The sequence below is a fragment of the Gemmatimonadaceae bacterium genome (assembly GCA_036003045.1).
Classification (GTDB): domain Bacteria; phylum Gemmatimonadota; class Gemmatimonadetes; order Gemmatimonadales; family Gemmatimonadaceae; genus JAQBQB01.
Map to the genome: position 1 here is coordinate 165,108 of DASYSS010000050.1, position 22,967 is coordinate 188,074.

Here is a 22,967-nt window from a genome sequence, read left to right on the forward strand (position 1 = left end):
CAAGGCGGAACTCGAAACCCGCGCCCCCCCGTTTAGCTGCGCCCCACGCGCGCGCCTCCGATCGGAGCAGGTCGGAAGCGAAGACCCGCGGCGATGCCGCCCTCTCCGTCCAACAGCTGCGCGGCCTTGCCCGAAACCTCCTCGACCAGCGCGTCCTGATCGAGCGCTGCACGAACCGCGTCCTCCGCGTCGCGCTCGTAGCGGTCGAGGTATCGATCGGTGACATAGAGGTCGCGGACACACGCCTGTTCGAGCGCGTATTTCGTCGCGGGGGCGCCCACTGCTCCGAGTCCGTGCGCGGCCGCGGCACCGACGATCTCGCCGACGCGCTTGGCGTCCGCCGCATCTCGCAGTTCAGCCGCTCCGGCGCGGGCGGCAGCGGCGATCTCCGCGTCCGAGGCGTGCACGTCGAGCGACGCGAGGGTGATCACGCGATGCGGCGCGATGGAAGCGAGCTCTCCCTCCAACTGAGAAGTCTCTCTCTTGATTCCACCGAGGACGACCCATGCGTCGCCGTCGGCGAGCTCGGCGACGCGCGCGGCCGCATCGGCGAGCATCCGGTCGCGGCCCTTGAGCAACGCTCGTTGAGCCATGTCGTGGCCCGTCGTGCCCCGCGTTCCGGTGTGGAATCCCGGGCGCGGCGGCGTTCCCATGTGCTGCGGGGCATCCACCGGGTGATGCGCGTGGATTTTGTCTTTGCGTGTCAGCGTGCCCGCGCGATGGACGTAGATCGTCGCTTCCGTCGCATCCACGACGATCACGACCGTCGGCCGACTCTCTTTCAGCGCGCGAAAGTAGGGTGCGAGGTACGCACCGGTTCGCCACTTGGCCAGCGTCGGGGTTCCCGACGACAGCGGCGCCGACTCATGCACGCGGTCGGACGTGATGAAGGACGCCCAGCCCGGCGCGCCGATCGACGGGTCCAGTCCGGCGAGGGACGAGGCGAGCAGGCCCAGGCATCGTTCGAGTCGCTCTTCCTCACCGGGCAACGTCTTGTCCAACGCGTGGCGGATCTTGTCGAGATGATGGTCGAGCTGGGTGCGCCACGATCGCTGCTCCGCCGGGTCGGCGGCTGAACCGTCGATGTAGACGCTCAGGACGCGCTCGCTACTCAGCGAGCGATGAAGGGTGAGGACTTCGGCTTGGGTAAGCATGTGCCCTGCCCTCGGGGAGTGGGGTTTTCTCGGATGAACGCGCGGCTCTCCGGCCGCCCCTCCGCGGCGTGCACGATCCGTTCTCACGCGGGTCCGGAAAAGCAATCCGCATCGCGTTCCGGCCCACGCAAAATCACCGCCCGGTCTGCTGCACCGGCGCCATGCCTGGTGCAATGTCGGTGCGTCACGATAACTGGCATTAAAGAAGTCTGTCTGATGGGACTGTCGCGCCCGCTCATACGCGCAAGTCGTCATGTGAGAGCGCGTTGACCGGCGCGCGCAGCTCAGCGCCGACGCCGCGTTGCGCCGCCGATCGGCCCGTCTAAAAGTCGATCACGTTTCTTGCCGCCGCGGATCTTTCCGGCGGGTGCTCAGTTCGCCGTCGTCGAGGGCGACCCGAGCAAGGCTCGAGAAATGTTCACCATCCGGTTGCGATTTCCGAACGGCTACGTTCTTCCGCCTCATTTCCACCCGGCGGACGAATATGTGACGGTGCTCCAGGGAACCTTCCTCGCCGGTATGGGGCAGGATTCACGACGGACTCCCTCGTTTCGTACAGAGTCGACGACTTCGTCACGATGCCGGCGAACATGGCGCACTTCGCGAGCGCGCGTGCGCGGTGGGGATCCATTTTCGTCGCGCGTTGCGGCGAGGCCTCCTGCACGATGTCGCTTTTCGAATTCGACATTCGTGCTAGCGAGTAGAGACCGGCGGCGAGAGCGCAAAGCCGCGACGCCCGTCGATCCCGTTTCAGAGAGGCGCTTGTGACTTGGCGAATAGCCCGATTCTCTTCCGTGGCGGCGGCCCTGCTGGCCGTCGGGGCCTGTAGCGACGCGACGAGGTCGACGGAGGCTGCAAAGCCCCCTACACCGTTCATTGCCGCGGTCTCCGACCTGTCGCAACAGGCGATCGTGGACCATGTCGTCCCATCGAGTCCCGTTGTGCGCGTCACCGACAAGAACGGTCACCCACTGAGCGGAATCAACGTGGTGTTCAGCGACGGCGGGCCACAGAGACCCACGGTCGTCACGGGGGCCGACGGCCTGGCCTCGATGACCTGGAAGTTGGCTCGATTCGCAGGCACGCAGACGATGACGGCCATGCTCTATTCCGCGTCGATGACGCCGCTCGCGGCCGAAGTCACGTTCGTCGCGACCGCGCTGCCGGATACGCTGGCCGCTCTCAACCCCGCGACAATCAAGAATCAGGCGGGCCTGCCGCTCCAGACGGCGGGGGTGGCCCCAGTCGTCGTCACCATAGACGAGTTCTCGAATGCCAAACCTGGCATCGAGGTGACGTTTGAGGTGACGGGCGGAGGATCCGTCACTCCGGCGCGGGTGGTCACCGACGCCGGCGGGCGCGCGACCGCGAACCTGTGGACGCTCGGCCCCGACGTCGGCGTCGACACGCTGATCGCTCGTGTCGCGAATGTTCCTCCGGTGTATTTCACGGTTCACGTGGGGCTCCCCTTCGCGGCGAAGGCGATCGTCTCGGGCGACGGGAATACCTGCGCGGTCTCGCTGGACGGCGACGTGTATTGCTGGGGTCTCAACACCCAGGGGCAGGTGAATCCGGGTGACCTGACGGGGGTGTTCACGGCTCCGCAGCGCGTTCCGCTGCCGGCCAAGGCCGTGAGCATCGCCGGTGGTTATTCGCACACCTGCGCCATCTCGAACGAGTCGCCGCCGCAAGCGTACTGCTGGGGCTTGAATTCGACCGGGCAGGTCGGCGGCTCGGTCGCCAGGGCGTCCGAACCCTTCAGGGTCCCCGTGCCCGACGGCTTGGCTGCCGTGACGACCGGCTTGGCGCACAGCTGCGGCCTGACTCCTGGGGGCGTCGCGTATTGCTGGGGGCTCGGTACGTATGGCCAGCTCGGCACCGGCGTACTTACATCGTGCGCGGTCTCCGACCGCGGAGTGGGGAGCGCCGACTGCCTCGGTCCCCGGCCCGTGGCCGGCAATCTCCGGTTCGTTGCCATCGCCGCCGGCGTTTCGCACACCTGCGGTCTCCTCGCCACGGGACAGCTGTATTGCTGGGGACTGAACACGAACGGCCAACTCGGGGCGTCGTCGGGCAGTCCGTGCTACGACTACAGCAACGACTATTACTACTACTACTATTACGGGCCCCAGCCCGTCGCCTGCGCGCCGTCGCCCCAGCTCGTTCCGGGAGCGCCGGCATACTGGTCGGTGGCCGCCGGGTCGGACACGTGTGCGCTCACCCAGTCGGGAGCGGTCGCGTGCTACGGAGCGCCACAAGGGTCAGTCTCGAGCGCGACGGCGTTCACGAGCCTCACGTCGGACGCCAACTGCGGTATCCGCGTCGACGGCAGCGCCTACTGCTGGAGCCAGGCCTTCGACGCGCCATCGGCCAGCTTCGCTCAGCCGGCGCCGATTGCCAGCGGGTTCGCATTCTCGGCCATCACGGCGACACAGAGCCACCGGTGCGGTATTCGGCAAGGCAGCGGCACCGTGCTCTGCTGGGGAGCGAATGACGTGGGGCAGCTGGGCAACGGCACCCAGTCTCGCGGCATCGCCCCCTCGCTCGTTCTCGGTCCCCCGAACCCCTAACGGCGGTTGCCCACCGTGTCCCTCCGTCCAGCCCTGCTCTGCCTCGCGACGGCCATCGCGGCCTGCGGCGACGACACAACGCAGGCGACCGCACCTGCCGCTCCCACTCCGCAGCCGCCCAGCATTTCCGCTGTCGTCGTCTCCGCGAACCCGAACAGCGCCATTTCGTTCACCGTCGCCGTCACCACGGACCGCGCGGACTCGATTCGCATCCGCTATGAGTCGGCCGACGACACGAGCCAGGCGACGCCGTTCTATCGCGTCGCCTCGCATGCGGCGACGGCGGTCGTCGTCGTCGGTCTTCGGGCGTCGACCACGTACACACTCGTCGCCGAGGCGATCGGGCAAGGCGGGCGCGTCGTTTCGACGTCGCAGTCGGCCGCCACGGGCGAGCTTCCGCCTGCGCTTCAGACGCTTCATCTCACCGGCAGCGGCAGCCCGTCAGCGGGATACACGCTCGTCGCGCCGCTCTTCGCCGACACCTCGATGACCGCGGACGGGTTCCTCGTCGCGTTCGACCAACTCGGCGTCATCCGCTGGTACCATCGCTTCCCCGGCGCCTGGCCGGTCGAAGCCAAACAGCAACCCAACGGCCACATCACGGTGTACGTCGGACGCTCGTACGGCTGGCAACCGACCACCGGCGCCTACGTCGAGCTGACCGCCGGGGGCGAGGTCGCGCGCAGCTTCGCCGTCGCGAACGGGTATTTCACGGATCCTCATGAGCTACTTCTGAGCTTCCGCGACACCGTGGTGACGGCGGCCCATTTGATCGGCTACGACGTGCAGACGTTCGACCTCACCAGCGTCGGCGGGCCACCCCACGCGCGCCTCGCGGTGCACACCATCGAGCGGCACGACGCGGCCGGCGCCTTGACGTTCCGGTGGAGCGCGGGCTCCCTGTTCTCGATCGGCGACTGGCCGCTGCCGAATCCGAACGCCGCGGACCTCGAGCATCCCAGCTCGCTGGCGGTCGATTCGGACGGCGGATACGTCGTGTCGTTCCAGGGCATGGACGAGGTCACGAAGATCGATTCGACGACCGGCGCGCTCGTGTGGCGCCTCGGCGGGCGCCACAACCAGTTCGCGATCCGCGACGATCCCCTGAACGGGTTTCGGGGTCAGCACGACGTGCAGGTATTGGCGAACGGCGACCTGCTCATGCTCGACGACCACTTCCGCGGCGTCCCCGCGCCGGCGCGCGCGGTCGAGTATGCGCTCGACACACGCAACATGGTGGCGCGGATGGTGTGGCAATACCAGCCGTCTCCCCCAGTCATCAGTCCGATCATGGGGTCCGCACAGCGTCTAGCGGACGGATCGACGCTCGTGGGCTTCGGCGCGGCCGGCCAAGTGGACGAGGTGGGCAGCGACGGTACGGTCCGTTGGAGCGCGAGCCTGAGGTTCGACGCGGCTGCCTCAGCCGTTCCGTTTTATCGAGCGATTCGACTGCGGTCGCTCTACGAGGCGAAATCTCCCTAACCAGTGTCGGAGTCGTCGCCACGCGAAAGGGCCGTCCCCCTTTCCGCGGCGAGACCGGTCTCATATTCTGAACGAATGCGCCCGTTCGAATTGTTGCCGGACCCGCAAGTAAGTCGCGAGCGGGCTTACGTCGTCGACCTCGACTCGATCGTCTTGATGAGCGAAGTCCCCGGCGCCAGGGAGTGGCACGTCGAGTTTTCGTCGGGGAGCTACCTGAATCTGACCGAGGACGAATACGACCAGATGCTTGCCGCGTGGACGCAAGGTGAGCGCGTCGACGGCTCTTTCGCCTAGACGAGGCATGGCAGGCAGACTCGTCACCGCCGTCTAAAGAACATCCTTGCCCTCGACCGAGCGGCGGCTCGTCTACATCATCGACGCGCCAGCGACGTGGCAAAGCGTGGGCATCGTCGCGGAGATTGCCACCGAGCACCGAAGGCTCGACGGGTCGTGGGAGCTACCGACGTCGCTGCCGGCGTCGGCGTTCGAGCTTCGCGGCTCCGCGATCGAAGCGACGCTCCGGCACGCGTGCGAGGCCGGGCGCTGCCGGATTCGGACCGCGGCCGACGAACGGCCGACGCAGTCCCTACGCTGGGATGACGAGCCGCCGTGGCAGCTCCGGGTCCACGTGGCACGCGAAGAGCCTGAACGCTACGTCATCACCGGCGGACTCCATCGCGGCGCTGTCGAGATGCCGATCGCCGAATCGGCGCTCGTGCACTGGGAAGGATGGGTGATCGCGCGGGGCACCATCGCGCGCCTCGATTTCAACGGTGCGTTCGCGATCGCGGCACTTTTTCGCAACACGGGGCACATCGCCGTAAGCCGCGAGGAGCTTTCGGAGTTTCTCGCCGCGTTCAACACGCTGCCGCGTGTCCCGCCCATCGACCTTCCCCATGGCGTTCCGGTCACGGAGGTCTACGCTGCTCCGATACCGGCCCTGAAAGTCCTGCCGCCCCCGCTCTCGCTCCGAAAAGTTCGTCGCCTGGCCACGGGCTTTCGCTACGGTCCGTTGGAAATCACGGGGGCCGAGCGAACGCCAACGGTGTTCGACGCCGACACACGCACCGTGCACTATCGGGACTTCGCCGCCGAAGCCGCCGCGCGCGCGCGACTCGCGTCGCACGGCGTGAAGCAGGAATCGGGGGGGGACGTCGAGCTGGGCGAACCCACCCTGGTGATCCCCGCCCGCAAGCTCGGCGCGCTCGTCGCCGATGTCGTGCGTGCCGGCTGGCAGGTCGACGCCGGCGGCGCGGAGTATCGCAGTCCCGGACCGACACGAGCAATCGTACGGTCGGGCATCGACTGGTTCGAGCTCGACGCCGGCGTGAAGTTCGGGGAGGTCGAGGTCTCGCTCTCCGAGCTGCTCGAGGCGCGGCGAGCGGGTGCGACGAGCATCCTCCTCCCCGACGGCGCGTTTGGCCTTCTCCCATTGGAGTGGCTGGCCCGATTGGGGCCGCTCACCGCCGGCGGGAAGTCGGTCGGTGGAGTCATCCGCTATCGACCGTCGCAAATCGCGTTGCTCGACGCGCTGTTGGACGCTGTGCCCGAGGCGAACGTCGACGCGACGTTCGAGAAGGCGCGCGCCGAGCTGCGCACGTTCGAACAGGTGCGCGCCGTGGACGCCGGGCCGGACTTCAGCGGCACGCTGCGCGCCTATCAGCGTGAAGGCCTCGGCTGGTTGGACTTTCTCCGCCGATTCGGCCTCGGGGGATGTCTCGCCGACGACATGGGCCTCGGCAAAACGGTGCAGGTGCTCGCGCTGCTCGACGTGGTGCGCGAATCGCCCGACGCGCGGCGGCGTCCCTCGATCGTCGTCGTGCCGCGATCGCTCGTCTTCAACTGGATGCGCGAGGCGGAGCGTTTTGCGCCACGACTCCGAGTGCTCGACTTCACGGGCAGCACGCGCCGTCTGAGCTCGATCAATTCCGAGACGGTCGACGTCGTCATCACGACGTACGGCACGCTGCGTCGCGATGCCGCCGCACTCGCGGCCATTCGGTTCGACTACGCGATCCTCGACGAGGCCCAGGCGATCAAGAATCCCGACTCCGGCGCGGCCAAGGCGGCGCGGCTGCTCACCGCGAGCCACCGACTGGCGATGACCGGAACGCCGATCGAGAACCGCGTCGAGGAGCTGTGGAGCCTATTCGAGTTCTTGAATCCCGGAATGCTCGGATCGGCATCGGGGTTTTCCGAGCTCGTCCGCCTGACCGAGATGGACGGGGCACCTTCGCCGGCTCCCTCGGCACCGCGCGATCTTCTCGCGCGGGCGCTGCGACCCGTCATTCTGCGACGCACGAAGGAACAGGTCGCGCAGGACCTTCCGCCGCGCACCGAACAGACGTTGAAAGTCGTGCTCCAAGGTGAACAGCGCGCCTTCTATGACGGGCTGCTCGCGTCATACCGTCACAGCATTCTCGAGCAGGTCGACCGCATGGGGATCGGAAGGGTCCGGATGCACGTGCTCGAGGCGTTGTTGCGGCTGCGCCAGGCCGCTTGCCACGCGGGGCTCGTCGACCCGCGCATGATCGACGCGCCGAGTGCGAAGCTCGATGCTCTGCTCCCGCGGCTGGAGGAGATCACGGAGCAAGGACACAAGGCGCTCGTGTTCTCACAATTCACGTCCTTTCTCGCGCTCGCCCGCGACCGTTTGGATGCCGCCGGCATTCCATATGAGTACCTCGACGGGCAGGTGCGCGACCGGCAGGTGCGCGTCGATCGGTTCCAGTCGGACCCGGCGTGTCCACTCTTTCTCATCAGCCTCAAGGCCGGCGGCCACGGCCTCAATCTCACGGCGGCGGACTACGTGTTTCTCCTCGATCCCTGGTGGAATCCGGCCGTCGAGGCACAGGCAATCGATCGCGCGCACCGGATCGGTCAGACGCGGAGCGTGCTCGCGACGCGGCTGGTGGCGCGCGACACCGTCGAGGAGAAGATCCTCGATCTCCAGGCGACGAAGCGCGCACTCGCCGACGCGATTCTGGGGCAGGATCAGGGCGTGCTGGCGGGCATTGGCCGGGAGGAATTGGAAGCGCTCCTCTCGTAGGGAGATTCATCGCTCGTCTTCGGTCTCCGCACGCCGCCACCGTACTCGTTCCAGATCTCCGCACGTCGACGAGGCCGACAAACAATGCGCTTTTCGGCGATCGGCGTCTATTTATGTGACGGAGAATCAAAACAGCCCTCGTCCAGCCGCCCCCACGACCTCCACACCAAATCGACAATGCTCTTGTCCCCGGTCGAAGTCCGAATCCTCGGCGCGCTCGTCGAGAAGGAAGCGACCACACCGGACAACTACCCGCTCTCGCTGAACGCGCTGACCAGCGCGTGCAATCAGACGTCGAACCGTGAACCGGTCATGGACCTCGACGAAACCGCGGTGCGTAACGCGGTCAACTCCTTGCGCCAACAGTCGCTCGTTCGCGCCGTGCAGCACAGCGGCTCCCGCGTCATGAAGTTCCAGCACCTCATCAACGAGCGTTTGGACCTCGACGCCCCGGCGCTGGGCGTGATGTGCGTGTTGATGCTCCGCGGTCCGCAGACGAGTGGAGAGATTCGCGGACGCACGAATCGCCTGGCCGAGTTCGCGAGTGTGGGTGACGTCGAGACGGTGCTTGAGTCGCTGAGCGGCCAAGGACTCGTCGTCCAACTCGCTCGGCGGCCGGGGCAGAAGGAAACTCGATATGCGCATCTGCTCTCGGGAGCACCGGCGGCCGACGCCGCTGACGACGCCGAGTCTCCAACTGAGCCCGCGCCCGCGGCACGCGACGTGGACCGCATCGCGTCGCTCGAGACTGCCGTCGTTGATCTGCGCGCTGAGTTGGCGGACCTGCGCGCCAAGCTCGAGGGTCTCCTGCGGCAGTTCGAGTAGGCGGGCGACCTATTCGACGACCAGTAGCCGCTCGAGCTCCGCAAACGACGCCACGCTCGCGTCGGCACCAGCGACGACGTTCGATCGGCTCGCGAACCCCGTGAATGCGACGAACCGATCGGCGGCGGCGCGCATCGCGAGGTCGGTGGCGCCGTCGCCCACGGCGACGATCGGACGTTCCAGGCGCAGCGACGCGACGACGTCTCGCTTGCCGTCTCCTCGCGTGAGCGGAGCCTCGGCGTCATGTCGCAGATACGTGCCCGTGGAGTCGGGCTCGATCGCCACGGCGTGAAGATCCTCCGGAATCACACCGACGTGCCGCGCGAGGGGCAACAAGGCTTGTCGCAGTCCGCCGCTCACGAGTACGACGTGCACCCCGGCGTCGCGCACTCGGGCAATCGTCACGACCGCGCCCGGAGCGACCGCGTCGATGTACGCCCGCGCAAGCGCGTCGAGGTCGTCGCGGGTGGGCCTGATACGCTCGAGCCGCAACGCGTACACATCTTCCAGCCGCACCCGGCCCTCCATGGCTTCCCGCGTCAGCGCCGAGACTTGCTGCGCGACCTCGGGCCCGCGGCGGGCGGCGAGCCAATCGATTCCTTCGATCCCGACCACCGTCGAGTCGACGTCCAGCACGAGCGAGCGGCAGCGCGCATGCGGCGGCTCGCTCATGCGTCGTTCGCCGAAGCGGCCGGCGGTTCGTCGTCGAAGTTCACGACCGTCACCGACCGCACGTCGGGCGTCGCCAACAGCCTTGTCCGCAGATCGCGATCGATCGAGGCGTCGACGGTGATTGCCGCCAGCGCGCTCCCGCCTTGCGATGTACGCGACTGGTGATACTCCGCGATGTTCACGCCGGCGTCGCCGAGAACCGTGCCGACTCGGCCGATCACGCCGGGCACGTCCGCGTTGGTGAGCACGATCATCGTGCGGCGCGGCATGACGTCGACGGTGAAGCGATCGATCCGTGTGATTCGCGGGTGGGCGCCCGGCGCGGCGACGCCGGCGATCGTGAGTTCGTTCCCTTCCCCGCGGACCGTCAGCCGCACAAGGTAGAGTTGCTCACCGGGGAGCGGCGCGACGGCGAGCGCGATGCCGCGCGCCTCCGCTTGGGAGCGTGCGTTCACGAGATTCAACCGCGCTCCCTCGATCACTGCTTCGACGATTCCGATCGCCGCCGACGAGAGGAGCACGTCGTCGCCGTGGATAAGGCCGCGCCCGATGCGGAGCGTGAGATGCTCGACCGCGCGTGCGCCGCGATCGGCAAGCAGTGCTCTCGCCATCGCCGCGGCCCGCCGCACGAGCACGATCCCTTCGCGGAGATCCTCCCAGCCGGCGCGCTCGCCGCCGGCGACGTTGATGGCGCTCGACAAGACGCCGCTGAGTAGCGCGTCGCGTACGTGCGCGCAGACATCGACGGCGACGTTTCGCTGTCCCTCGGCGGTCGACGCCCCGAGGTGCGGCGTCAGCACCACGTTGGGCATCGCGCGCAAGGGGTGGTCGGCCGCAAGCGGCTCACGCTCGAACACGTCGAGCATGGCGCCGCGAAGGCGATCTCGCCGCAGCTCGGCGACCAGATCTTCCTCGACGATGATGCCGCCGCGGGCGAGGTTCGCCACAATGCCGCCGTCGCGTACGAGACCCAGCTCGCGTACGCGGATCATACCCCGCGTCTCGGGATTGAGCGGCGTGTGAATCGTCACGATGTCGGCCCCGGCCAAGAGCTCGTCGAGCGACTCGGCGCGTGCTGCGTGCATCCGCTCGAACCGTTCGGGCGCGACGTACGGATCGTACGCGAGCACCGTCATGTCGAACGCGCGCGCCCGCGTGGCGACTTCCCCGCCGATTCGACCGAGACCGATGATGCCGAGTGTGCGTCCCCGCAGCTCCGTGCCGAGCAAATCGCTCCGGTCCCAGCGACCGGCGCGCATCGAGTGGAACGCGTCCGGGAGCCTTCGAACGAGAGCAATCAACGATCCGAAGAACAGCTCGGCCACTGAAACGGTGTTTCCCGCCGGGGCGTTGATGACGGCGATTCCGAGCGACGTCGCTTCGGCGACGTCGATGTTGTCGGTCCCAACGCCGGCGCGTCCCACGACCTGCAGTTTGCGCGCACGGCGCAGCAGCTCGGCTGGCAGTTGCGTCGCGCTGCGTCCGACGATCGCGTCATACTCACCGATGACGTCGAGGAGCTCGCGCCACGGCCTCGTCGGCCGCTCGTCGACCACGAATTCCGGCGTGGCACGCAGCAGCGCGACGCCCTCTGCCTCGACTTCGTCGGTCACGAGAATGGTGAGGCTGCGCGCCGCCACGATTCGATGGCCCCGCTAGGGACGGGTCGTGTTACTCGCTTAGGCCGATCTGCTCGGGTCTGTCCCGCCGTGCTCCGTTCGCATGCTGGCCTCTTTGTCGCGCATCATTGATCCCTCCCATGCCCTCGGCATCGGAGGTGTCGCGCCGGTAAACCGTGCGGCGCCGCAAGATGCACGCCTTGAATGAGGTCGCTGAGAAAGGCCCCCATGGATCAAGCAGACCGAAGCGGACATCGCGATTCCGTCATCACGCTCATCGCGGTGTTCAAGTTCGTGAAGGCCTTGCTGCTTTTCGCCATCGCGCTCGGCGCAGTCGGGCTGGTCCGCGGCGGAATGCCGCGCGCGTCGGAGCGGCTGCTGTCGGTGCTGTCCTCGGGCACCGAGCGGCGAGTGACGGAGGCGGCCCTCTCGCGCATCACGAGCATGGGGCCGACTCGCATCGCCGCGCTGGGCGTCGGTGCTTTTCTGTACGCGGCGCTCTTCCTCGTCGAGGGGACCGGGTTGTGGCTTCAACGCCGATGGGCCGAGTATCTCACCGTTGTCGCAACGGCGTCGTTCATTCCGTTCGAGGTCTACGAGGTCGTGCGCCGCGTCACGGCTACGCGCATCGTCGCGTTGGCCGTGAACATGGCCATCCTCGTCTATCTGATCCTGCGGTTGCGCCGACGGCGCAGCGGTAGGTGCGTTTGACATCGCCCCATGATGCATCGATACTCGTTCCCGATCGGTCAAACGCTCGAGGTCCTCAATCAAAGTCGGCCTTGTTGGTTTTGCGGGCTCGGGAAAGACGACGGTCTTCAACACGCTGACCGGCCTCGGCGTCGCCACCGGGTTCGGCGGCGAGGTGCACTTGGGCGCGGTCAAGGTGCCCGACGAGCGCATTGACCGGCTCAGTCACATCTTCAAGCCGAAAAAGACCACCTACGCCGAGATTGTTTTCAGCGACATCCCCGGTGAGCACAGCGCCGAGAGCAAGGGCCTGTCGCGGAAAGCGCTCGATCGGATTCGCGAGCAGGACGTGCTGTGCCTCGTGCTGCGCGACTTTGACAATCCCGCGCTCGAGCGCACCCCGGATCCCGCTGGCGATCTCGACGCGTTTCTCACCGAATGCATCCTCGCCGATCTGAGCATCGTCGAGCGTCGGATCGATCGAGCGCGTAAGGAGAAGGCCGATCCGCTGGAGGTCGCCATGTTCGAGCAGATGCGGGCAACGCTCGAGCAGGAGCTGCCGATCCGCTCGCTCTCGCCCCAGCTGCTCAACCGCGAGCCGCTGCGCGGCTACGCGCTGTTGACGGACCGGCCGTTGCTCGTCGTGCTCAATCGCGGCGAACAGGAAGCGGCGAGCCCGATGCCGACCTCGATCGCGCGAACGCTGGCGCGGCACCACTCGGCGGGGATCGTCCTGTCGGCGAGCATCGAAGCCGAGATCGCGACGATGGCAAAGGACGATCAAGCGGCGTTTCTCGCCGACTACGGTCTGGCCGAATCGGCGGTCACGCGCTTCATTCGCGCGGCGTATGAGCTCCTCGATCTGATTTCGTTCTTCACGGTTGGACAAGATGAGGTGCGCGCCTGGCCCATTCGGCGCGGTACACACGCCAAGCAAGCTGCCGGCCGGATACACTCCGATCTCGAGCGCGGCTTCATACGCGCCGAGGTCATGCCGTATGAGCGGTTCATCACGTACGGGTCGGAGCACGCGCTGCGCGATGCGGGCGCGCTCAAGCTCGAGGGAAAGGACTACGCGGTCGCCGATGGCGACATTCTGAGCATCCGGTTCAACGTTTGAGTGTCGGCTCGGCCACTATCGTCACCGCGCCAACCAGTGAACGCCACGCTGAACCCCGTCATCGTCAGCGCGTCAGCTAGCGTTTACGCGCTACCCACTGTGTCGTCCCGGAGAGCACGCGGCCGTTGGACTGCCGGCGGGCAGAACTCGCACCGCCTCGGCAGGATCCGGTAGCGATGCAGCCTCACCTCCGGCGAGAGGAATCCGGGTTTCTCCGGCTCGTCCCGCATCAGATCGGTACTTAGATACTTTTTGTTCGAATCCGAAAACACCGTCGCAACGACAGCGTCTGGACTCAGGCCTTCCTGCGCCATCAAGGCGCCGAGGAAATTCGCACCGGACGAGATTCCGACGGCCAGCCCGAGTGAGGCCGCGAGCGACTGCGCCATGCGAATCGCATCCCCGTCGTCGACGGCGATCACGCGATCCAGAAATTCGAGATCGACGATCGCCGGGACGAATTCATCAGAGATTCCTTGGATCCGGTGCCGTCCGACCTTTCGGCCCGCGCTCAGCGTCGGCGAGTTGGACGGCTCGAGAGGATGGACGCGAACGTCGGCCCGGCGCGCGCGGAGGAAACGACCGACGCCCATCACGGTGCCACCCGTTCCAACCCCGGCGACGAAGGCATCAGGACCTTGGATCGTGATTGATCGGAGTTGAGCCGCGATCTCGGGACCCGTCGTTCGTTCGTGGGCTTCGGCGTTGAACACGTTGCTGAATTGGCGAGGCAAAAAGGCACCGGAAGTCGCTCGCCCGAGTGACTCAGCGCGCGCGATCGAGCTGAGGAATCCGCCCTCGTCGCGAGAGACGAGCTCGATGTCGGCGCCGAGCGACCGAATGAGGTTGATGCGCTCGCTCGACATCCAATCCGGCATGAAGATCGTGACGGGATGTCCGAGAGCGCGGCCGAGCGCGGCAAATGAGATCCCCGTGTTGCCGCTCGTCGCCTCGATGATGCGCCCACCGGACTGGAGCTGGCCGCATTCATACGCGCGCCGCAACACGTGAAGTGCCATCCGATCTTTGACGCTGCCCGTGAGATTCATCGACTCGAGCTTGGCGTATATCGTGCGCTCGGTTCCGCGAAAGCTGAAATCGATCGCCGCGAGCGGCGTGTTACCGACGAGCGGAGCCAGCGCTTCGATCTGCGCGAGTGCGTTGGTGTCCATGCCCTCTGAATTTCAATCGAGATGGGGCGTTTGCCTGTCAGGGACATCCCAGGGGTTTGTCGGCGCTTCCCCCGCGCCCAACGCGGATCACCCCCCGCCGGCAAGGCTCTGTTATCGTCGGTATCTCGTCGCCGACCATGTTCCGCGCGCCGCGCCGCCAGTCTCGCGCCACGTCGCTGAATCCGCCGTACTCGGACCGGGAATTGCCCTCGCTACAGCTTTGGTAGCGAATTGCCACCCCGCAACGCCCGACACGTCGCGGTGAGCGACGTCGGCATTCGGCAGGGAGCTCATGATGGTCCGCCCGTTTCATATCGTCGTCGGTGCGCTATCGCTGATGGCCGCCGCCTGCAGTGACCACGACAACGTCGTACAGGTCGCCAACACAGCCACCGTCGTCCTCGTCAACGACACGGACACGCCCATTGCGCTCACCGCCGACGTGAGCGCCCTCGACTCGGCGAGCGCGACGCTCAATTTCGGTCAGGCCAGCGCCTGTGCATCCGTCGATCTGTCCAACGCGGTGCCGCGACTCGCCGTCAGAAACGTGCTGACCGGTGCGTCGCTCACCGTCGAACCACCCCTGTCTGCCGGCAGCAACCTGACCATCATTGCTTTCGACGATCGGACGGGCACCCTGCGGCTGGCGACGTTGGACAATCACTTCACGCCGCTGGAGACCGACGCGGGATTCCGCTTCTTCAACGGCGTCCCGAGCATCGGCGCGATCTTCGCGGAGCGACGGGGCACTCTCACGAGTTTTGTCGGCCTCGGCGAGGCGAGCCCGTTCGTCAGCGTATCGACCGACTCGGCCTCGATTCTCTTCTCAAATCGAAGCGCCATCGTTCTCGACGCCAGCGTGGTTGCGTTCCCCCACGGCCGGAACTCGACCCTCGTGGTTGGCCCGCCTGCTGTGGGGATCACTCCCCTTCGCTTCTTCATCGTGCAGGCCTGTTGAGCTCAAACCGGGAAGGGAGACGAAACCCCGCTAGTATCTCACAAGTCGAGCGTTCAGCGCGGTTGCTCCACTGGCGACGCCGTCATGTTCGCCCCTGACCGGAGCAGCTCGGTGATCGTGTCCGCGCTCACCGGCTCCGCGAACAGGTACCCTTGTCCGAGCGCGCAGCCGAGCGCGACGAGTCGCGCACGCTGATCGGCGCGTTCGATCCCCTCGGCGACGGTGTGGAGCCGCAGATTGGTCGCGAGCCCCAGGATCGAGCTCGCCAACGCCGCGTCGCCGCCGTTGTGTGCCACGTTGGTGATGAACGACCGGTCGATCTTGAGCATGTCCACGGGAAACCGCTGGAGATAGCTCAGGTTGCAGTACCCCGTACCGAAATCGTCGATCGCGAGTTGCACGCCGAGTGTCTTGAGCTCACGAAGGCGCTCCACCGACGACACCACGTTCGACATCAGCACGCTCTCGGTGATCTCGAGAATGAGGCGCTCCGCCGGGAAGCGCGTGTCCGCGAGCGCCGACGCCACGTCGCCGACGAAGTTTGGATCCTGGAGTTGCCGTGCGGACACGTTCACGCTCATGGTCGGCGCCGCACGGTCGGACGATGCGAGTTGCCATTCGCGGCCCTGCCGGCACGCCTCTCGGAGAACCCAGCGCCCGATCGGCACGATGAGTCCCGTCTGCTCCGCGACGCCGATGAACGACGCAGGCACCCGGTCGCCCGGGACTCGGTCCGGGTGTTCCCAGCGCACCAGCGCCTCGAGTCCACTGATCGACCCCGAGTCCAGCTCGACGATCGGCTGGTAGACGACGCGGAACTCTCGCCGCTCGACGGCCTGACGGAGGTCCGCCTCGAGCCCCAATCGCTCGAGCAACGCCGCATACATACTCGGCTCGAACACGGCCCAGCGGCCCTTCCCTTCATCCTTCGCGCGGTACATCGCGACGTCGGCATTGCGGAGGAGCTCATCCATGCGATCTTCCGGCCGGGCATGTGCGATGCCGATGCTCGCCGAGATGACCACCTCACGGTCGCGCAATCGGATGGGCGTCCGGAGCGAATCCGTGATGCGGCCCACGACCGTCAACGCGTCCTCGTCGTGCTGCAGGCCCTCGAGGAGGACCGCAAATTCGTCCCCGCCGATGCGCGCCACGCTGTCGCACCCGCGCGTCGCCTTGAGGAGGCGCTCGGCGACGACCCCGAGAAGTCGGTCGCCTTCGCCATGTCCAAGCGAATCGTTGACCGACTTGAAGTTGTCGAGGTCGAGAAGCAACATCGACACGCATTCGCCGCGGCAAACGCCCGCCAGCGCGTGCGCCGCACGGTCTCGAAAGAGCGCGCGATTGGCGAGTCCGGTGAGCGGATCGTGAAACGCTTGATGAACGAGCTTCGCCTCGAGCGACCGATTCTCGTCCTGCAGCGCCAGATGTAAGAAGCGAGTCTCCAGCAGATTCCGCGTGCGCAACAACACTTCCATGCGATCCAGCGGCTTCGTCAAGAAGTCCTTGGCGCCCCCCGACAGGGCGCGCTCTTTGGCGTCGCGCGTGCTGTCCGCGGTGAGAACGAGGATCGGCAAATACTCGCCCGGTCCGCACTTTTCCTTGACCAGGCGGAGCATCGCGTGGCCGTCGAGGTGCGGCATGTGCAAATCCAGTATGACGAGATCGGGTCGAAGCTCGTCGAAACGCGCGAGCGCTTCACGCGGGTCCGTGATGCCGCACACCTCGCCGTACCCGCCGCTCAGCAACACGCGCTCGAGGAGGCGAACGTTCGCCGGCTCGTCGTCAACGACGAGAATCTTCGCGCGACAAAGCAGTTCCTCCTCGATCATGCGGCGCGCTCCCGGCTCATGACCTCAGTGATGATTTCAATGAACGGTTGGACCGCGAGGGGCTTGGTCACGTACGCGTGCGCGCCGGCGGCACGCAGCCGCTCCACCTGGCCCGGCGTGGCATCCGCGCTGAGGATCACGACCGGAATGTTCCGGCAATCGGCGGCGTCGCGCAGTTGCTTGAGCACCTGTTCGCCGGGGATGTCGGGCAAGTGCAGATCGAGCAGAATCAGATCGGGGCGATGCAGCCGCGCCAGCTCGAGCGCCAGCCCGCCCTGCATCGCCGGGATCAGATCGAGATCGTGGTCGCGGTCGAGTATCCGCTGCACCAGCGTCAGATTCGAGAGATTGTCTTCGACGTAGAGAATCCGGCGCCGCCCGAAGTGAAGGTCGGTCGGGCGCTTCCGGAGTCCCGCGGCCGACGCGTCTTCGAGACGCGCCAACGGACTCTCGGCCTCGGCCAGTTCCACCCAGAACGTCGTGCCGACATCGATCGCGCTCTCAACGCCGATCTCGCCGCCCATGGCCTCGGCAAGGCGACGCGACAACGCGAGGCCCAGTCCTGTTCCCTCGATGCCGCGATGCTCCGCGCCGAGCCGCTCGAACGGTGTAAACAACCGGTGGAGTTTCTCGGGGACGATTCCGGCGCCCGTGTCGCGGACGAAGATCCTCAGCCGCCCGCTCGCGACGGGTTCACTGCTCACCCGTACTTCGCCCTCGGGCCGATTGTACTTGACCGCATTGGCGACCAGGTTCAGGAGAACCTGCTTGAGGCGCTGTCGATCGGCATGCACGTAGCACTCCGCCATCGCCGACGGTTCGATCGCGAGCGTCACGTGGCCGGGCGTTGCCAGCGGCGCCACCAAGTCGATGATCTCTCGCACGACTTCGTTGACGGCGACTGGTTCGGTCGACACGTGCAGGCGGCCCGATTCGATCCGCGTGATGTCCAGGACTTCGTCGATCAGCGCCAGGAGGTGTCGGCCTGCCTTGAGAATCTGATCGCCGCTCTCGCGAAGCCCTGGCGTCGTCGCGTCGAGCTCGATGAGCTGACCGAAGCCGAGAATCGCGTTCAACGGTGTGCGCAGCTCGTGGCTCATGCGCGAGAGGAATTCGCTCTTGGCGCGGCTTGCCGCCTCGGCGACCTCCCGAGCGTGACGGAGCGCTTCTTCGGCGCGCCGGCGATCGGTTACGTCGCGAATCACGCCCGCGGCGCCCGCGAAATCTCCCTCGGCGCCGCGCGACGCTCGTGCGCGGACCTCGAGCCATCGTGTCTCGTTGCCCTTGGTCGAACACCGAATCTCGAACTGGGCGTAGTCGGTGCGTCCGGCGCGGAGGGCCGCATACTGTTCGACGACCGCGGCTCGATCCTCCCCGTGCGCGCATTCGTGGATCTCGATGCCGAGCGTCTCGGCGACCGTGTAGCCCGTGATGCCGGTCCATGCGGGATTCAAGAACGTCCATCGTCCGGAGGCATCGGTCCGAAAGATCACCTCGTCGACCTCACTGACGACGGAACGATAGCGCTCTTCGCTCTCGCGCAGCGCCTCCGCCGCGGTGAGTTGTGCGCGGACCCAGCGATCCGTCGTCGAGCCGACCATCGTCAGCGCGAGGATCACGAAAGCGCCAAGGACTACCGGCAGCGCCAGCCCCGTCGTACCGATGAGAAACTGATCGTCCATCGGTGGCATCGCGCCAGCCGATGAGAAGTGCGCGGCCGCCATCGCGGTGTAGTGCATGCCGGCGATGGCGAGGCCCATGACCACCGCGGCAATCGGGCGGAGCACCCGCCCACGTCGCGTCTCATCGTTGCGCAACCAGAGAAAGAGCCAGAGCGCTACGGTCGACGCGGCGATCGCGACGGCGACTGATGCGGCCACGAGCACGGGATCGTAGGTCAATCGCGCATCCACGCGCACCGCCGCCATGCCGGTATAGTGCATGACGACGACGGCCACGCCGAGGCAGACACCGGCGGCGAGCCGACCCGCAATGCCCACCCGCGGTCGCCCCGCGACAAACAGCGCGAACGCGGACGCGACGACGGCCGCGAGATACGACAACGCCATGAACCACGCGTCGTACGCGATTTCGACCGGAAGATGAAACGCGAGCATGGCAACGAAGTGCATGCTCCAAATGCCGCTCCCCATCGCGACGCTTCCGCCAAGGAGCCACGCGGTGCGCGCGCGTCCGCGAGCGACCGTGACCCTGCCCGCCAGCGTGAGCGCGGTGTAGGACGCGCAGATCGCGATCAGAACGGAGAGCGCGACGAGCGGGAACTCATGAGTGCTGTGCATCGATGGCGGCAGCGTGGGGGGTCGCGGGGCGGCGGCCAGGGGGGGGCTCTCTCTGATTCAGTATTAGTATCGGCCGCGCGACTGCCGTTCTGGAGGTCGCCACCCCCATAGATGACACAGCGGCATCCACTTAGTGGATGCCGCTGGACGATGGAGGACGGGCTTGGACGTCGATGCTAATAGCAGGGATGGGATTCGGTCATCTGGCGGCGTGCGGCTCGCCGTAGATGAAGTCGTCCATCACGACGATATCTCGGTTCCCTTCAGCACTCGCGTTGTCGTCCACGGCAGCGTCAACCGGGGTTTTGCCCGAGGTGATCCGCACTCGTGCGACAATCGCTGCTTCGAACACGGCGCCGACAAATGAGAGGCCCGCTGCATCGCTCCGTCGAGGCGCCTTTACGGTCGCCAGCAGGTTTCCGGCGGCATCGAAGTACTCGATGGTGGTCGAATTCTCGAGCCCGACGTCGGCGAACACTGAACCGAATCCGGTCACCAACGCCTGCGTATTCGATCCGGCGACGACGAACTGAACATCGGTGACCGTGCTGCCCCTCGCCGTGAAGAGCTTCGGTCGGCTGAAGACGTTGAACTCGCCGGCGTAGTTCGCGTTCACGTCGACGTATCCATTGTCGCTGATCCGGAACGCTGACCCGGGCGTCGTGAATAGCACCCCGCGCGGCGAATTCACGTTGAAGAAGTTGCCGGGGAACAGGTCGTTGTTCGTGAATGCCGCGGGGACGCCGTCCCAGTTTATCTCGCGTCGCCCGTCTGCCTTCTCTCCCGCGACGTTCGGGTTGAGCGTACCAAGTAGAGCTCGATAGTCGTTGACGGAAGCGGTGATGTCGCCCGTTGCGCTCGTGATCTGCACGTTGTGCGCTGTCGCCGAAATCGTGACGGAGGTACCGTTCGCGATCGCCGCCCGCAGGGAATCAACGCCCGCCGCCGGTCCCATCGTCCACGCGATCGACGTGTTTCCGTTTGCATCCGTCTGGCTGGTCGGCGTGTTGACCGATCCGCCACCGAACGTGACCGTCCAAGTGACCACGGCGTTCGCGAGCGAGGCACCATTCTGATCCAAGACGTGCACGACAATCGGCTGAGCGAGCGGCTGGCCGACCAGGCCGACCTGTCCGTTGCCCGTGTTCAGCGTAATGCTCGTCGCGGCGAGCACCACCGCGTTGATGCCGTTGTCGTTGCAGGCCGCGCTACTCAGCAGGAGCACGCCGCCCACGGCCGGTACAAGCCACCGCGCATAACTACGTTGTTGCATGTTCACTACCCCTCCCTACTAGCAATGAGTCAGTTGTTGGCTTCTGCACTTGAAGACGCGCGCATCGGCGTGATCCGGACAGAGGCGCGATGTCGGTCGAGGGCATTGGACATACCGCACGCGCCGCGCTGAGGGCTGAAGCCGGAAACTCCTGTTGACGTCGATCTCACGGGAATAACGCATCAGGTTGGGCGATCTCCTTTACGACTCTTGAGCCGTGAAGGGAGGTCGTCGATGTCCCGCGAAATCGGATTGACGCAGGTGTTCATCTTCGTTGCGCTGCTCTTCACCCTCTACCGGGTTCGCAGAGGGCTGCCGCGGGGCGCACTCCGCGCCTGGCGCCAAGCGCGACGGTCGCGCGACTGGAAGGCCGCGTATCACTTTGCGCACGGTCACCGGGAATATCGTGACCGGCGCGTCGGTCTTGGGTGGAGAGCCCCAGCGCTCACGCCACCACCACACGAGAATCGACCGCGATGAGCAACCACAACGACCGCGACAGCGACCGGTTCGACGCGCAGGGCAACACGCGTCCTACCGGATCCAACTACATCACCACCGACCAGAGCGACGACGGCATCGACCGGCGCGGCTTTCTGCGCTGTATGGCATGGGCTGGGACGGCGACGGTCTGGGGAATGGTGGGTGGAATTCCCACCTCCTTCCCCGTCAGCCGCCTGCCCTATCTCACGGACGTCCAGCGCAAGAGCATCTTCTTCGTCCAGATCAGCGACAGTCACATCGGCTTCAACAAGGAAGCGAACAAGGACGTGACCGCGACGCTGCAGGAGGCGGTGGCGAAGGTGAACGCGCTGCCGCAGCGGCCCGCGCTCGTCTTGCACACCGGTGACATCACCCAACTCGCCAAGGCGGAGGAATTCGACACGGCGAACGAGGTATTGAAGGGACTCAAGACCAGCCGCGTCTTTTACGTCCCCGGCGAGCACGACGTCGCGACGGACAACGGCGTCACGTATCTCAAGCGATACGGCAAGGGCACGAAGGGCGGTGGCTGGTACAGCTTCGACCACTCAGGCGTCCATTTCATCGGCCTTGTCAACGTCCTCAATCTCAAGGCGGGCGGACTCGGCTCACTCGGTGCCGAGCAGATCGCGTGGCTCAAAAAGGACGTCGCGGCGTTGCCATCGAGCGCGCCGCTCGTGCTGTTCGCGCACGTGCCGCTGTGGACGGTGTATCCGGAGTGGGGTTGGGGGACCGATGATTCGCAGCAGGCGTTGGATCTTCTCAAGCGCTTCGGATCGGTCACGGTGCTGAACGGCCACATTCACCAGATCATGCAGAAGGTCGAAGGCAACGTGTCGTTCCACACCGCCATGTCGACCGCGTTTCCGCAGCCGACGCCCGGCACGGCGCCGGCACCGGGCCCGATGAAGGTCGAGCCGGAGCGGCTCAAGAGTGTCCTCGGCATCACCAACGTCACGTTCATTCCGGGGCGCGGCGCGCTCGCCGTCGTCGACGCGACGCTATCCGGTGAACCGCCGGCGTTCGAGGCGGCGTCGCACGACGCGATGATGCAGCGGAAGGCGAGCCGGAAGAACTTCACGCTCGCGGCGAACGAGATCGGGATCGACAACTTTGCGTTCGCGCCCTCACCGTTGACCGTGAAGGCCGGCACGACCGTGACGTGGATCAACAAGGACGACGTGCCCCATCTCATCGTGAGCACGCAGGCCAAGTTCAAGCCGTCGACCGTTCTGGACACGGACCAGCGTTTCAGCGTGACGCTCGCCAAGCCGGGCACCTACGCGTACTACTGCTCGTTGCATCCGATGATGCAGGGGAAGATCGTCGTGGAGTAGCGTCGAGCGCGGAGCCGCAACACGAGAGAGGGGACTCGCGATTGGCGAGTCCCCTCTCTCGTTTGCCCGGACCTTCGCGATCTACGATCAGTAGCGGCGGCGGCTCGCGACGCGCCGACCGGCGACAATGCTCAACTCGTAGAGCGCGTACAGCGGCGCGGCCATGGCGATCGTCGTCCACACCAGATCGCCCGGCGTGAGCAGCGCGCCAACCAGCACGCTGCCGAACAGCGCGACGCGACGGAGCTCGACCAAGCGTTGCGGCGTCACGATGTCCAGCCACACGAGGCCGACGACGACGATCGGGAGCTGGAAGCCAAGCCCGAACGCGAGCGCCATGTCGACGGCGAAGGAGAAATACTCCCGAGCCGTGATGATGGGCGTGAGCGCATCCGTCTGCAAACCCATGAGCCACTGCACCGCGAGCGGCA

17 protein-coding genes are annotated in these 22,967 nt (G+C 66.2%); 9 read left to right on the forward strand and 8 right to left on the reverse strand.

Going from position 1 to position 22,967, the window contains the following annotated elements:
• Nucleotides 1–32 precede the first annotated feature (32 nt).
• Nucleotides 33–1,154: a hypothetical protein gene (locus VGQ44_13495; protein ID HEV8447838.1), complete on the reverse strand. Its 1,122-nt coding sequence runs from the start codon at nucleotides 1,152–1,154 to the stop codon at nucleotides 33–35.
• Nucleotides 1,155–2,095: 941 nt separating this feature from the next.
• Between VGQ44_13495 and VGQ44_13500 the strand changes: the two genes are divergently transcribed.
• From VGQ44_13500 to VGQ44_13520, 5 genes are all read left to right on the forward strand, one after another.
• The gene (locus tag VGQ44_13500) at nucleotides 2,096–3,724 is read left to right on the forward strand and encodes a hypothetical protein (GenBank protein ID HEV8447839.1); all 1,629 of its coding nucleotides are present in this window, start codon (nucleotides 2,096–2,098) and stop codon (nucleotides 3,722–3,724) included.
• A gap of 15 nt (nucleotides 3,725–3,739) precedes the next feature.
• Complete coding sequence (locus VGQ44_13505) at nucleotides 3,740–5,206, forward strand: arylsulfotransferase family protein (protein HEV8447840.1); 1,467 nt, start codon at nucleotides 3,740–3,742, stop codon at nucleotides 5,204–5,206.
• 75 nt (nucleotides 5,207–5,281) lie between these two features.
• Complete coding sequence (locus VGQ44_13510) at nucleotides 5,282–5,500, forward strand: hypothetical protein (protein ID HEV8447841.1); 219 nt, start codon at nucleotides 5,282–5,284, stop codon at nucleotides 5,498–5,500.
• A 46-nt stretch (nucleotides 5,501–5,546) separates the two neighbouring features.
• Nucleotides 5,547–8,255, forward strand: coding sequence for a DEAD/DEAH box helicase (locus tag VGQ44_13515; protein HEV8447842.1), 2,709 nt, complete (start codon nucleotides 5,547–5,549; stop codon nucleotides 8,253–8,255).
• Between the two features lie 177 nt (nucleotides 8,256–8,432).
• Complete coding sequence (locus tag VGQ44_13520; protein ID HEV8447843.1) at nucleotides 8,433–9,080, forward strand: YceH family protein; 648 nt, start codon at nucleotides 8,433–8,435, stop codon at nucleotides 9,078–9,080.
• A 9-nt stretch (nucleotides 9,081–9,089) separates the two neighbouring features.
• Here the strand turns inward: VGQ44_13520 and VGQ44_13525 are convergent, their stop codons facing one another.
• Both VGQ44_13525 and serA read right to left on the reverse strand, forming a co-directional pair.
• Nucleotides 9,090–9,752 carry an HAD-IB family phosphatase gene (locus tag VGQ44_13525; GenBank protein HEV8447844.1) on the reverse strand — a complete coding sequence of 221 codons (663 nt, stop codon included), beginning with the start codon at nucleotides 9,750–9,752 and terminating at the stop codon, nucleotides 9,090–9,092.
• On the reverse strand, nucleotides 9,749–11,392 hold the full coding sequence (gene serA / locus VGQ44_13530) for a phosphoglycerate dehydrogenase (GenBank protein HEV8447845.1): 1,644 nt from the start codon (nucleotides 11,390–11,392) through the stop codon (nucleotides 9,749–9,751). The genes VGQ44_13525 and serA overlap by 4 nt, the downstream gene beginning before the upstream one ends.
• 207 nt (nucleotides 11,393–11,599) lie before the next feature.
• On the opposite strand from serA, the gene VGQ44_13535 reads away from it, so the two are divergent.
• The gene (locus VGQ44_13535; protein ID HEV8447846.1) at nucleotides 11,600–12,082 is read left to right on the forward strand and encodes a DUF2127 domain-containing protein; all 483 of its coding nucleotides are present in this window, start codon (nucleotides 11,600–11,602) and stop codon (nucleotides 12,080–12,082) included.
• A 58-nt stretch (nucleotides 12,083–12,140) separates the two neighbouring features.
• Nucleotides 12,141–13,181, forward strand: coding sequence for a DUF933 domain-containing protein (locus tag VGQ44_13540; GenBank protein HEV8447847.1), 1,041 nt, complete (start codon nucleotides 12,141–12,143; stop codon nucleotides 13,179–13,181).
• Nucleotides 13,182–13,264: 83 nt separating this feature from the next.
• Here the strand turns inward: VGQ44_13540 and VGQ44_13545 are convergent, their stop codons facing one another.
• Nucleotides 13,265–14,353, reverse strand: a complete 1,089-nt coding sequence (locus VGQ44_13545) for a cysteine synthase family protein (protein ID HEV8447848.1) — start codon at nucleotides 14,351–14,353, stop codon at nucleotides 13,265–13,267.
• Between the two features lie 292 nt (nucleotides 14,354–14,645).
• On the opposite strand from VGQ44_13545, the gene VGQ44_13550 reads away from it, so the two are divergent.
• On the forward strand, nucleotides 14,646–15,311 hold the full coding sequence (locus tag VGQ44_13550) for a hypothetical protein (protein ID HEV8447849.1): 666 nt from the start codon (nucleotides 14,646–14,648) through the stop codon (nucleotides 15,309–15,311).
• 53 nt (nucleotides 15,312–15,364) lie between these two features.
• Here the strand turns inward: VGQ44_13550 and VGQ44_13555 are convergent, their stop codons facing one another.
• The 3 genes from VGQ44_13555 to VGQ44_13565 form a co-directional block, all read right to left on the reverse strand.
• Nucleotides 15,365–17,143, reverse strand: a complete 1,779-nt coding sequence (locus VGQ44_13555) for an EAL domain-containing protein (protein ID HEV8447850.1) — start codon at nucleotides 17,141–17,143, stop codon at nucleotides 15,365–15,367.
• Nucleotides 17,140–19,443: an MHYT domain-containing protein gene (locus VGQ44_13560; protein HEV8447851.1), complete on the reverse strand. Its 2,304-nt coding sequence runs from the start codon at nucleotides 19,441–19,443 to the stop codon at nucleotides 17,140–17,142. The genes VGQ44_13555 and VGQ44_13560 overlap by 4 nt, the downstream gene beginning before the upstream one ends.
• Nucleotides 19,444–19,642: 199 nt before the next feature.
• Nucleotides 19,643–20,716, reverse strand: a complete 1,074-nt coding sequence (locus VGQ44_13565) for an Ig-like domain-containing protein (protein HEV8447852.1) — start codon at nucleotides 20,714–20,716, stop codon at nucleotides 19,643–19,645.
• A 476-nt stretch (nucleotides 20,717–21,192) separates the two neighbouring features.
• Between VGQ44_13565 and VGQ44_13570 the strand changes: the two genes are divergently transcribed.
• Nucleotides 21,193–22,536, forward strand: coding sequence for a plastocyanin/azurin family copper-binding protein (locus VGQ44_13570; GenBank protein HEV8447853.1), 1,344 nt, complete (start codon nucleotides 21,193–21,195; stop codon nucleotides 22,534–22,536).
• A gap of 87 nt (nucleotides 22,537–22,623) precedes the next feature.
• Here the strand turns inward: VGQ44_13570 and VGQ44_13575 are convergent.
• Nucleotides 22,624–22,967: twin-arginine translocase subunit TatC (locus VGQ44_13575; protein ID HEV8447854.1), on the reverse strand; the 344-nt coding region annotated here is incomplete at its 5' end.